This window comes from Telluria sp. ZB4P37, from assembly GCF_059685855.1.
On record NZ_JCASID010000014.1, the window covers coordinates 14,445 to 26,724 of the forward strand.

The 12,280-nt window shown below is 65.7% G+C and carries 11 protein-coding genes; 6 read left to right on the plus strand and 5 right to left on the minus strand.

Going from position 1 to position 12,280, the window contains the following annotated elements:
- Positions 1-9: 9 nt before the first annotated feature.
- Both AC56K1_RS18840 and AC56K1_RS18845 read right to left on the minus strand, forming a co-directional pair.
- On the minus strand, positions 10-1,587 hold the full coding sequence (locus AC56K1_RS18840; RefSeq protein ID WP_497159324.1) for an alkaline phosphatase D family protein: 1,578 nt from the start codon (positions 1,585-1,587) through the stop codon (positions 10-12).
- A 6-nt stretch (positions 1,588-1,593) separates the two neighbouring features.
- Positions 1,594-2,034 carry an acyl-CoA thioesterase gene (locus AC56K1_RS18845; RefSeq protein WP_497159325.1) on the minus strand — a complete coding sequence of 147 codons (441 nt, stop codon included), beginning with the start codon at positions 2,032-2,034 and terminating at the stop codon, positions 1,594-1,596.
- A 62-nt stretch (positions 2,035-2,096) separates the two neighbouring features.
- Here AC56K1_RS18845 and AC56K1_RS18850 point away from each other — a divergent pair, with 62 nt between their 5' ends.
- A complete protein-coding gene (locus AC56K1_RS18850) occupies positions 2,097-3,953 on the plus strand; it encodes an ABCB family ABC transporter ATP-binding protein/permease (protein ID WP_497159326.1) in 1,857 nt (618 codons plus the stop codon).
- Positions 3,954-4,200: 247 nt separating this feature from the next.
- Here the strand turns inward: AC56K1_RS18850 and AC56K1_RS18855 are convergent, their stop codons facing one another.
- From AC56K1_RS18855 to AC56K1_RS18865, 3 genes are all read right to left on the minus strand, one after another.
- Positions 4,201-5,280, minus strand: coding sequence for a type II asparaginase (locus AC56K1_RS18855; RefSeq protein WP_497159327.1), 1,080 nt, complete (start codon positions 5,278-5,280; stop codon positions 4,201-4,203).
- Positions 5,281-5,310: 30 nt separating this feature from the next.
- A complete protein-coding gene (locus tag AC56K1_RS18860; protein WP_497159328.1) occupies positions 5,311-6,594 on the minus strand; it encodes a metal-dependent hydrolase family protein in 1,284 nt (427 codons plus the stop codon).
- An 83-nt stretch (positions 6,595-6,677) separates the two neighbouring features.
- Complete coding sequence (locus tag AC56K1_RS18865) at positions 6,678-7,940, minus strand: dicarboxylate/amino acid:cation symporter (RefSeq protein ID WP_497159329.1); 1,263 nt, start codon at positions 7,938-7,940, stop codon at positions 6,678-6,680.
- A gap of 248 nt (positions 7,941-8,188) precedes the next feature.
- Here AC56K1_RS18865 and AC56K1_RS18870 point away from each other — a divergent pair, with 248 nt between their 5' ends.
- From AC56K1_RS18870 to AC56K1_RS18890, 5 genes are all read left to right on the plus strand, one after another.
- A complete protein-coding gene (locus AC56K1_RS18870; RefSeq protein ID WP_497159330.1) occupies positions 8,189-8,914 on the plus strand; it encodes an amino acid ABC transporter ATP-binding protein in 726 nt (241 codons plus the stop codon).
- Between the two features lie 87 nt (positions 8,915-9,001).
- The gene (gene pyrC / locus AC56K1_RS18875; protein WP_497159331.1) at positions 9,002-10,051 is read left to right on the plus strand and encodes a dihydroorotase; all 1,050 of its coding nucleotides are present in this window, start codon (positions 9,002-9,004) and stop codon (positions 10,049-10,051) included.
- Positions 10,052-10,058: 7 nt separating this feature from the next.
- On the plus strand, positions 10,059-10,850 hold the full coding sequence (locus tag AC56K1_RS18880) for a DUF3025 domain-containing protein (protein ID WP_497159332.1): 792 nt from the start codon (positions 10,059-10,061) through the stop codon (positions 10,848-10,850).
- Positions 10,851-10,862: 12 nt separating this feature from the next.
- Positions 10,863-11,855: a Gfo/Idh/MocA family protein gene (locus AC56K1_RS18885; protein WP_497159333.1), complete on the plus strand. Its 993-nt coding sequence runs from the start codon at positions 10,863-10,865 to the stop codon at positions 11,853-11,855.
- A gap of 88 nt (positions 11,856-11,943) precedes the next feature.
- Positions 11,944-12,279, plus strand: a complete 336-nt coding sequence (locus AC56K1_RS18890) for a hypothetical protein (protein WP_497159334.1) — start codon at positions 11,944-11,946, stop codon at positions 12,277-12,279.
- The last annotated feature ends 1 nt before the right edge of the window (position 12,280 follow it).

Sequence of the window (12,280 nt, forward strand, 5' to 3'; positions counted from 1 at the left end):
ACCGCAGCCCTAGCCCAAGCGCATCGCCCCCGCCACCCCATCATCCACCCTGAACGCCGCCAGCTGCGCGATCGCCGACTTCGCATCGTGCACGTCGTCCAGCCCCATGCAGCGCGCCACCGTCTGCTTCGGCGTGATCTCCAGCAGCAGGTAGCCGCGCTTGTCGCTGCGTCCGTACAGCATGTGCGGGTTGTTCTCCATCTGCGCCACGGTGCGCGCCTGCGGGCGCGAACTCGAGCTCACCGAGGTGCCCACGAATTCGGTCGCCACCACCGGGTTCTGCTTCGACGCCGGCCTGGAAAAGTCCGGCCGCAGCGAGGCCGCATAGAAGGTGTGCACGTCGCCACCGAGCACCAGCGGATTGTGGGCGCCATGCTTGACGATGGTCTCGAGCAGGCGCCGGCGCGCCGCCGGATAGCCGTCCCAGCCATCGGTCCAGAAGCGGCCATCTTCCGGCGTCAGCACCGGCACGCTGCTCGACTGTGCCATTAGTGTCTGCTGGGCCAGGATGTTCCACTTCGCGCGCGAGGTTGCCAGCCCGGACTCCAGCCAGGCTTCCTGATCAACGCCCAGCATCGTGCGGCGCGGGTCGCGCAGCGCTTCGCAGCCACGGGCGAACACCGCGTTCGAGCCGCCGCGGGTGCTTGATTTGGCGCACACCTGCGGCGAGCGGTACTGGCGGTCGTCGAGCACGTGGAAGCGCGCCAGCCGTCCCCAGTCGTAGCGCTGGAACAGGGGCACGGCGCCGAAGCCGTCGCGCGCTACCCGTGGCAGGCGCAGCGGCATGTGCTCGTAGAAGGCCTGGTAGGCGGCCGCGCGGCGCGCCGCGAAGTCGGCGGCCAGGCGCTCGTCGCGCAGGGCCGCATAATCATTGCCGACCTCGTGGTCGTCCCAGGTCACGATCCAGGGCGCGGCGTGGTGCGCCGCCTGCAGGTCCGGGTCGCTCTTGTACTGCGCGTAGCGCTTGCGGTATTCAATCAGCGTGAACGATTCGTTGCTGCGCACCGCGCGCGCCGGGTGACGCAGCTGGTAGGGGCCCCATTCGTAGATGTAATCGCCCAGGAAGGCGACCAGGTCGGGATTGGCGGCCGCTATGTGGCGGTGCGCCGCATAGCTGCCGAACTCCCAGTGCTGGCAGGAGGCGACGGCCAGCCTGAGCATGCCTGGCATGCTGTCGCGGCCGGGTGCGGTGCGCGTGCGCCCGACCGGGCTGACGGCGTCGCCCAGCATGAAGCGGTACCAGTAGGGGCGGTCAGGTGCCAGGCCCTTGACGTCGACGTGGACGCTGTGGGCCAGTTCCGGCGCTGCGACCGCCGTGCCGCTGGCCGCGATGCTGCGGAAGGCCTCGTCGCCTGCCACTTCCCAGCGCACCGGCATCGCCACCGGCGCCGTCGGCGCGGCGCCCAGCGGGTCGCTCAGGATGCGCGTCCACAGGATCACCGAATCGGGCAGCGGCGAGCCCGAGGCGACGCCCAGGCTGAACGGGTAGGGGCCTTTGCTGGACGAGGCGCAGGCGGCCACTGACACGCTCGACAGCGCTGCCGAAAGGCGTGCGCTGTCGAGCAGGAAGTGCCGGCGCGTCGGCATGGTGCCTTATTCGCGCGAGATCAGCGAATCGAGCGGCGGCAGCTGGCGCGGCTTGCGGTCCGGGCCGGTGGCGACATAGGTCAGCTGCGCTTCGGTCACTTTCACGACGTCCGCCTGCAGGCGGTTGCGCTCGGCATAGACTTCGACGCAGACGGTGATCGAGGTATTGCCGACCTTGACGATGTTGGCGTAGAACGACAGCAGGTCGCCCACGAACACCGGTTGCTTGAACAGGAAGGAATTGACTGCAATGGTGGCCACGCGGCCATTGGCGCGGCGGGTGGCCGGCAGCGAGCCGGCGACGTCGACCTGGGCCATGATCCAGCCCCCGAACACGTCGCCGTACACGTTGGCGTCGGACGGCGCAGGCATCACGCGCAGTTCCGGCATCTTGCCTTCAGGCAGACGGGTAAGGGGGGCGGCAGGGGTGTTTTGTGGCGTGGTCATCTTGTTTTTCCGGTAAAAGCTACAATCGTCACGAATTGAACCATAAATTCCGAAGCCCTGCCATGCGACGCACCCCCGCCAGCTCTCATCCCCTGCCTTTTGAATCGAAAGGCGTGCCCCGCAACGACTGGGCCACGCTGCGCACGCTGTTCCCCTACCTGTGGGTCTACAAGTGGCGCGTGCTGGCCGCCCTCAGCGCCCTGGTCGGCGCCAAGCTGGCCAACGTCGGCGTGCCGCTGGTGCTCAAGCAGCTGATCGACCAGCTCGCGATCGACCCGGCCAATCCCAAGGCGCTGGTGGTGCTGCCGCTGGGCGCGCTCATTGCCTACGGCCTGCTGCGCCTGTCCACCACGCTGTTCACCGAGCTGCGCGAATTTTTATTTGCGCGCGTGACCCAGCGTGCGGTGCGCACGATTGCGCTGCAGGTGTTCCGTCACCTGCACGCGCTGTCGCTGCGCTTCCACCTGAACCGCCAGACCGGCGGCATGACGCGCGACATCGAGCGTGGCACCCGTGGCGTGAATTCGCTCATCTCCTATTCCCTGTTCAACGTGCTGCCAACCCTGGTGGAGATCACGCTGGTGCTGGGCTACCTGGTGCTGAACTACGATATCTGGTTCACCATCATCACGGCCGTGGCGCTGGTCAGCTATATAGCGTTCACGGTGATCGTGACCGAATGGCGCACCCACTTCCGGCGCACGATGAACGACCTCGACTCGAAAGCCAACACCAAGGCCATCGATTCGCTGATCAACTACGAGACCGTCAAATACTTCGGCAACGAAGACTACGAAGCCAAACGCTACGACGAAGGCCTGCAGAGTTACGAGAATGCCGCGGTGCGCTCGCAGACCTCGCTGTCGGTACTCAACACCGGCCAGTCCCTGATCATCGCCACCGCCGTCACCCTGATCCTGTGGCGCGCGACCGAAGGCGTGATCGCCGGAACCATGACCTTGGGCGACCTGGTGCTGGTGAACTCCTTCATGATCCAGCTGTACATCCCGCTGAATTTCCTGGGCGTGATCTACCGCGAGATCAAGCAGAGCCTGGCCGACATGGAGCGCCTGTTCTCGCTGCTCGACCAGAACCGCGAGGTGGCCGACAGTCCCGGTGCCCAGCCCTTGGTGACCGATGCCGTCAAGGGCGCCCGGGTCGAGTTCTCGCACGTGGAGTTCAGCTACGAAGCCAAGCGCCAGATCCTGTTCGACGTCGACTTCACCATCCCCGCCGGCACCACCACGGCCGTGGTGGGCCACAGCGGTTCGGGCAAGTCGACCCTGTCACGCCTGCTGTTCCGCTTCTACGACGTCAACGGCGGGTCGATCCGCATCGACGGCCAGGACCTGCGCGCCATCACGCAGGCGTCGCTGCGCGCCGCAATCGGCATCGTGCCGCAGGATACGGTGCTGTTCAACGACAGCATCGAATACAACATCGCCTACGGCAAGCCAGGCGCCTCGCACGAGGACATCATGGCGGCGGCGCGCGCGGCATCGATCCACGATTTCATCGAAAGCCTGCCGGACGGGTACAAGACGATGGTGGGCGAGCGCGGCCTGAAGCTGTCGGGCGGCGAGAAGCAGCGCGTGGCGATTGCGCGCACCCTGCTCAAGAACCCGGCCATCCTGATCTTCGACGAGGCGACATCGGCGCTCGATTCGAAGGCCGAGCAGGCGATCCAGGCGCAGCTCAAGGAGATCGCGAAAGACCGCACCACCCTGGTGATCGCGCATCGCCTGTCGACCATCGCGGACGCGCAGCAGATCATCGTGCTCGATCACGGGCGCATCGTCGAGCGCGGTACGCACGGCACGCTGCTGGCAGCGCGCGGCTTGTATGCGCAGATGTGGGAACGGCAGCTGGCGCGGCCGGATGAGGAGTTGGCGTCGCCGCCGCTTGAGTTGGCGAAGTAGGGGCGGCAGTCAGCGTCAGCTTCCACTCACCCTCAGCTTAGGAACCGTCATTCCCGCGCAGGCGGGAATCCCAGTTTGCTGGTCAGTCGAGAAAATTGGGTTCCCGCCTGCGCGGGAAGTCGTAGGCGCCAGTGGCGCGTACAACGGTTTTACAGATAACGACTACGGGTGACTTCGCGGCTGACCGGCGAACTTGGGTCCCGGCCTTCGCCGGGACGACGGTCTCAGGGCTGACTACTTCGGTGGATCAGTAGGTGTAAAACATCCGCTGAATCTCCTTGGTGCTGCTGGTCTTCGTCAATGCCAGCATCAACAAAATCCGCGCCTTCTGCGGCGACAGATTATCCCCCGCCACGAAATCGAGCTCGTCATCATTCGCCTCGCCGTTGCGCGCGACGATGCCCTGGCCAACCCGTGCCGAGCGCACGATGATCACGCCCTTCTTGCGCGCAGCGGAAAGAGCAGGACGCACCTTGGCCGGCAGGGAGCCATTACCGACGCCCGCATGGATCAATCCCTTGGACCCCGACGCCACCAGCGCGTCGATCGCCACTGGCCCGACGTTCGCATGCGCATAGGCGACTTCGACTTGCGGCAAGACGGACAGGTTCATTACGTCGAACTCGGTCTCGACCGTGTGGCGGCGGGTTGCGGTGCGATAGAAATACGGCTTGCCGCCCTGGATATATCCGAGCATGCCCAGTTCCGACGCCTTGAATGTGTCGGTCGTCGTCGTGTTCGACTTGGTGACGTCGCGCGCGCCGTTGATCTGGTCGTTCATCGCCACCAGTACGCCGCGTCCGACAGCCTCTTGCGAGCCCGCCAGTTGCACCGCGTTGTACAGGTTGATCGGGCCGTCGGCCGACAGGGCAGTGGACGGGCGCATCGAGCCGACCACCACCACCGGCTTCCTGCTCTTGACGACCAGGTTCAGGAAGTAGGCCGTCTCTTCGAGCGTGTCGGTGCCGTGCGTGATGACGATGCCATCAACGTTCGGCTGGGCCAGCAGCACGTTGACGCGCTTGGCAAGAAGCAGCCAGTGCTCGTTGCCCATGTTTTCGCTGGCGATCTGGAACACCTGCTCGCCGCTGACCGTGGCAACCTTGGCGATTTCAGGCACGGCCTGGATCAGCGCCTGCACGCCCACGGTGGCCGCGGTATAGCCCACCGTCGTGGTGCTGGTGGCCCCGGTGCCGGCGATGGTGCCGCCGGTGGCGAGGATGGTCACGTTCGGCAGCTTGGCCTGCTGCGCCTGCACGGCGCCCGCAAGCATGAACAGGAATGCGAACAGCGTGGCTGCCGCGCGGTGGTTCTTCTGGAACAGCATGGTCTTCTCCTTACCTTTATACGTGGCGCCTTACAGTTTCTTGTAGACGACGCCGTCTTTCATCACAAACTTGACCTGCTCGAGCAGCTTCACGTCGCGCAGCGGGTCGCCGTCGACGGCGATGATATCGGCTGCGAAGCCCGGCTCGATTGAACCGAGGCGCCTGGGTTGGTCGAGCAGCTCGGCCGCGTGCAGCGTCGCCGCGCGGATCGATTCCAGCGGCGACATGCCCGCTTCCACCATGTAGCCGAATTCCTTGGCATTTTCGCCGTGCGGGAATACGCCGGCGTCAGTGCCGAAGGCGATCTTCACGCCGGCTTTGTGCGCGCGGGCAAACGTTGCCTGCAACTGCGGGCCGATGGCGGCTGCCTTCGGCCGCACCAGCGCCGAGTAGTAGCCGTCGACCTTGGCCTTGTCGGCCACGTAGCGGCCGGCCGAGATGGTCGGCACGTACCAGTGGCCGGTTTTCTTGAACAGGGCGATGGTTTCGTCGTCCATCAGCGTGCCGTGCTCGATCGAATCGACGCCGGCGCGCAGCGCCCGCTTCATGCCTTCGGCGCCGTGCGCGTGGGCCGCGACGCGGAATCCGTAATCCTTGGCGGTGCTGACGATGGCCTTCAGTTCGTCCTCGGTGTACTGCGAGTTCTGGCCGTTGGCGGCCTGGCTCAGCACCCCGCCGGTGGCGGTGATCTTGATCAGGTCCGCGCCTTCCTTGTAGCGTGCGCGCACGGCCTGGCGTCCCTGCTCGGGGCTGTCGATCACGCCGTGTTGAGGTCCCGGCGTGCCGATCTTCTCACCCAGGAAGTGCGACAGGTTGTTGGTCGGATCGGCATGGCCGCCGGTGGTGGCGATCGATTTCCCGGCGGTGAACATGCGCGGGCCGGGAATCGAGCCGGCCGCGATCGCGCGCTTGAGCGAGACGTTCAAGGCTTCTTCCGCGCCGAGGTCGCGCACCGTGGTGAAGCCGGCCATCAGGGTGCGCTCGGCATACTTCACCGAGCGGTAGGCCATGTCGGCCGGGTCGGCGGTCAGGCGGTCGCGGTAGGCATCGACCGCCGGCTGGGTTTCGCTGGTCAGGTGCACGTGCATGTCGATCAGGCCCGGCAGGCAGGACTGGCGCGACAGGTCGATGTTCCCTGCTGCTTGCGTCATCGGTCCAACCGACTTGATCATGCCCTTGTCCACCACGATGCTGACGCGCTCACGCCAGGTTCCGCTCTTGACGTCGAGCAGGCGGCCGCAGTCGACTGTCTGGGGGGCACCGTGCGCGCCGCTCATTGCGACCAGCATTCCAAACGCGTATAGCTGTTTCATGTCCCGCTCCTCATTATAGTTCTAGCTTCTTGTAAAAAAGGCCTCCCATTGCTGGAAGGCCTTCGGTGTCGTGCTTGCCCGCGTCAGCGCAGCGGTGCGACGGTGACGTCCTTGACCGGTTCTCCCAGTTCGCCTTCCCACTTGGCGACGACTGCGGTCGCAATGCCGTTGCCGATCACGTTGGTCGCCGAACGGGCCATGTCCAGGAAGTGGTCGATGCCCAGCAGGAGCAGCAGGCCGGCTTCCGGGATGTTGAACTGGGCCAGGGTGGCGGCGATGACGACCAGCGAGGCGCGCGGCACACCGGCCATGCCCTTCGAGGTCAGCATCAGCACCAGCATCATGGTCATCTGGGTTGCCAGGTCCAGCTCGATGCCATAGGCCTGGGCGATGAAGACCGCCGCGAAGGTGCAGTACATCATCGAGCCGTCGAGGTTGAACGAGTAGCCGATCGGCAGCACGAAGGCGGCCAGGCGGTTCTTGACGCCGAAGCGCTCCAGGCCTTCCAGGGTTTTCGGGAAGGCTGCTTCCGACGAGGCGGTCGAGAAGGCCAGCAGGGTCGGTTCGCGCAGCTCGACGATCAGGCGCAGGACGCGCGGGCCGAGGAAGACCATGCCGATGGCGATCAGCACCACCCACAGCAGCACGATGCCGAGGTAGAACTCGGCCATGAAGATGCCGTAGGTCGACAGCACGCCCAGGCCGCTCTTGGCGATGATGCCGGCGACTGCCGCGAACACGGCGATCGGCGCGAAGTTCATGACGTAGCCGGTCACCTTCAGCATGATGTGGGCGACGCCGTCGACCGCGTCGATCAGCGGCGTGGCGCGTGCGCCCACCGCTGCGGCGGCGGTGCCGAAGAAGATCGAGAACACGACGATCTGCAGGATCTCGTTCTTGGCCATGCCGTCCACGATCGACGACGGCACCAGGTGGGTGATGAATTCCTTCAGCGTCAGGCTGCTGGTGACGATGCCCGACGAAGTGCCGACCGGCGGCAGCGCGCCCGACAGCGCCATCGCGTCGCCCGGACGGAACAGGTTCACCAGGATCAGGCCCAGGGACAGCGAGATGACCGAGGCAATCACGAACCAGCCCAGCGCCTTGACGCCGATGCGGCCGACTTCCTTGGCATCGCCCATCTTGGCGATACCGACCACCAGGGTCGCGAACACCAGCGGCGCGATGATCATCTTGATCAGGCGGAGGAACAGCGTCGTCACCAGCGACATCGCATCGGCGAAGCCGGCCGGATTGGCGAGGTTGGCATTGGCGAAGTAACCGACGACGATCCCGAGTGCGAGGCCGATCAGGATGTAGATGGTCAGGCGATTTCGATTATTCATAAAGCTTCCGGTAGACCTGTGCAAGACCGGCGGCAGGAGATGGCTGTCGCTGGTGGATTTATTGGGGCATGACGCTGGCTTCAAGAGGGGAAACGGCCAGTTCGTTCTGTAGAATATGGCAAGTTCCGAAGTATCCTTGGCGCTGGAAATGCTGTCAAGCATGCTTACATTACAAGCAAGCGCGCACGCAACAGCGCGCAAGGGCTTGCAAAAACCGGCCTTGCAAAAGGCGCACATACAGGCACCGGATGATCGAAATCGAGAACGTCAGCAAGTGGTACGGCAACTTCCAGGTGCTGCGCGAATGTAGCACGCGGGTCGCGCGCGGCGATGTCGTGGTCGTGTGCGGGCCGTCCGGCTCGGGCAAGTCCACCCTGATCAAGACCGTCAACGGGCTCGAGCCCTTCCAGGAGGGGAGCGTGCGGGTCGACGGCATCTCGGTCGGCGACCCAAGGACGAAGCTACCGCAGCTGCGCGCGCGCATCGGCATGGTGTTCCAGAACTTCGAGCTCTTCCCCCACCTGTCGGTACGCGAAAACCTCACGCTGGCCCAGGTAAAGGTGCTCGGCCGCAGCAAGGATGAGGCGCTCGAGCGCGGCCTGAAATACCTCGACCGGGTCGGCCTGCTGGCGCATAAAGACAAATTCCCGAGCCAGCTCTCGGGCGGACAGCAGCAGCGCGTGGCGATCGCGCGCGCCCTGGCGATGGACCCGGTGGCGATGCTGTTCGACGAGCCGACCTCCGCGCTCGACCCGGAGATGATCGGCGAAGTCCTCGACGTCATGGTCGGGCTGGCGCAGGAGGGCATGACGATGATGGTCGTCACCCACGAGATGGGCTTTGCGCGCAAGGTGGCCGACCGCATCGTCTTCATGGACCACGGCAGCATTGTCGAGGACAGCCCCAAGGAAGAGTTCTTCAACGCCACCCGCTCGGAACGGGCGCGCGAATTCCTGGCCCGTATTATTCATTAGTCAAGGCGCACGGCGGAATGGACAGCCGGCGCGCTGCCCGGGCGGCGCTGCGGGTAAAATGTCGGCATCCGAAATCCGAGAGCTGCCATGTCCCCCATTGAGACCCCAGATAGCATCACCATTACCCGCCCTGACGACTGGCACCTGCACCTGCGGGACGGCGCGGTGCTGGCCGACGTCCTGCCGCACACCGCGCGCCAGTTCGCGCGCGCGATCGTGATGCCGAACCTGAAACCGCCGGTCACCACGACCGCGCAAGCCGGCGCCTATCGCGAGCGCATCCTGGCGGCGCTGCCGGAGGGGATGAGCTTCGAGCCGCTGATGACGCTCTACCTGACCAATAATACCGATCCGGACGAGATCCGCCGCGCCCAGGACAGTGGCTTCATCCACGCGGTCAAGCTGTACCCGGCCGGCGCCACCACTAATTCCGACGCCGGCGTGACCGACCTGCGCAACTGCTACAAGGTGCTGGAAACCATGCAGGAAGTCGGCATGCCGTTGCTGGTGCATGGCGAAGTGACCGACAACGAAATCGACCTGTTCGACCGCGAAGCCGTGTTCATCGAGCGCGTGATGCGCCCGCTGCGCCGCGACATGCCGGTGCTGAAGGTGGTGTTCGAGCACATCACCACCAAGGAAGCGGCGCAATACGTGGCCGAGGCCGAAGGCCCGATCGCGGCGACCATCACCGCCCACCACCTGCTCTACAACCGCAATGAGATCTTCCGCGGCGGCATCCGCCCGCACTATTACTGCCTGCCGGTGCTCAAGCGCGAGGAACACCGCCTGGCGCTGGTCACCGCCGCTACCAGCGGCGACGAGCGCTTCTTCCTCGGCACCGACTCGGCGCCGCACGCGGTGCACACCAAGTACGCCGCCTGCGGCTGCGCCGGCTGCTATACCGCGCTGCACGCGATGGAGATGTATACGGAGGCCTTCGCCCAGGCCGGTGCGCTCGACAAGCTCGAAGCCTTCGCCAGCCTGAACGGCCCGGGCTTCTACGGCCTGCCGGTCAACGAAGGCAAGCTCACGCTAAGACGCGAAGCCTGGACCCTGCCCGAGACCCTGCCGTTCGGCGAGCACCAGCTGGTGCCGCTCAACGCCGGCGAAACCATCAACTGGAAGATGGTGTAAGCCGCACATGCTGGCGCAGATCGACTGGTCGCACCCGTGGTACGACTCGGTGCGGCCGGCGTTTGCACGGCTGGCGCTGACCGAGGGCGAGTTTATCGACGCCTTCAACCGCAATGCGGCGGCGCTCTGCCTGCGCAACCACGGCGGCCTGCCGCTGCGCTTCGTACCCCAGGAAGCGCTGCCCGAAGGCACGGCTTACGAGGAATTCATCGGCGCCACCGGCCAGGTCCCCACGCGCGACAACCTGCATGACTTCTTCAACGGGCTGGTATGGCAGACCTTCCCGCTCATCAAGCGCCAGCTCAATGCCCTGCAGGCGGCCCAGATCGCGCAGGCAGGCGTCGGTAAATCGCGTGGCCCGGCGCGCGACGCCGCGACCATCTTCGACGAGAACGCCGCGCTGCTGGTGGTACGCTCGAATAGCACGGGACGTGCGCTGGTGGACGAGCTGCGCGCGCACTGCTGGCTGGCCGCCCTGTTCGAGAAGCGCGCCGTGTTCGGGCCGTACGCGCAGGTCTGGCTGTTCGGCCACGCGCTGATGGAAAAGCTGGTAGCGCCGCGCAAGGCGATCACGGCGCATACCCGGGTCATGTTCATCGAGGACGATTATTTCTCGCTGGCGCCGGATGCGCAGCGCGCCTGGCTCGACGCCCACGTGGCCGCGCAGCTGGCCGATGAGGGCTTGAATACCTCCAGCTTCACGCCCTTGCCGGTGCTGGGCGTGCCGGGCTGGTGGCCCGGGCAGGACCGGGATTTTTACCTCGACGCCACCGTCTTCCGCCCGAAGCGGGCACGTTAAAAGGAACAGCCAATGGCAAACGCAGTACGCTGGGGGATCCTCGGCACCGGCAAGATCGCGCGCGCCTTCGCTACCGCGCTGAAGGACGTGCCGGGCGCCGTGCTGGCCGCGGTGGCCTCGCGCAGCCTCGACAAGGCGCAGGCTTTCGCCCACGAATTCGGCGGCGCCGCGGCCTTCGGCTCCTACCAGCAGCTGCTCGACGCCGATGGCGTTGACCTGGTCTATGTCGCCACGCCGCACCCGCAGCATGCGGAGAATGCCCTGATGGCGCTGCGGGCCGGGAAGGGCGTGCTGGTCGAAAAACCGTTCACCATGAATTTGCGCGAAGCCGAGCAGGTAGTCACGCTCGCGCGCACGCGCCGCCTGTTCCTGATGGAGGCAATGTGGACGCGCTACCTGCCCGCCTTCGACGAGGTGCGGCGCATCATCGCATCTGGCGAGATCGGCGAAGTCAGCCAGGTCGTCGCCGACTTCGGCTTCACCGCCAGCTTTGGCTCCGAGCACCGCGTCTTCAATCCGGAACTGGGCGGCGGCGCGCTGCTCGACCTCGGCATCTATCCGCTGTCGATCGCGGCCGCGCTGCTCGGTCCCGTGGCCGTGGTCAAGGCGCAGGCCGTGATGGGCGTCACCGGCGTCGACGTGCAGACCGGTTTCACGCTCAGGCACGAAGGCGGCGGCATCTCGGTGTGCAGCTGCTCGTTCCAGGCCCGTACGCCCTGCGAGCTGACGGTATCGGGCACGCGCGGCCACGTGCGCATGAACACGATGTTTCACCGTGCGCGCAGCGTGACGGTGACCCTGGACGACGGCAGCACGCGCACGGTCGACACGCCTTACCTCGGCAACGGCTATGTGCACGAAGCGATGGAGGCGCAGCGCTGCTTCCTCGCGGGTCTCACCGAGAGCCCGGCCATGCGGCTGGAAGAAACGCTGGCGCTGATGGGCGTGATGGACGAGATCCGGCGCCAGATCGGCCTGGCCTACAGTGCCGACCGCAGCGCCTAAGCGCTGCGCATAGCCCGGCGTCTGCATGTTGACTTTGCGGCCGGGTGTGCGAATACTGGGGTTCGTTTCCTCATCCAGTGGAGCCCCCATGCGCATCGCCTCTTCCCTCATCCTCGCCGCCGGCCTGCTGTGCAGCGCCGCCCAAGCGGCGCCTGTCCCGGCAGACAAGATGGCCTATGTCGGCAACTGGCAGGGCAAGGACATGCAGCTGTCGCTGGCCCAGGACGGCAAGGTCAAGTACAAGCGCGACCAGCCGGGCAAGAAGCTCGACCTCAGCCTCGAGCTGCAGGGCTTCAACGGCGACCACTTCGACGTCGGCTGGGGCATCGTGCGCTCCACCTTCATCGTCAGCAAGCCGCCGCACCGCGAAGGCAAGCAGTGGAGAATGACCGTCGATGGCGTCGAGCTGACCCGGGCCGAATGAG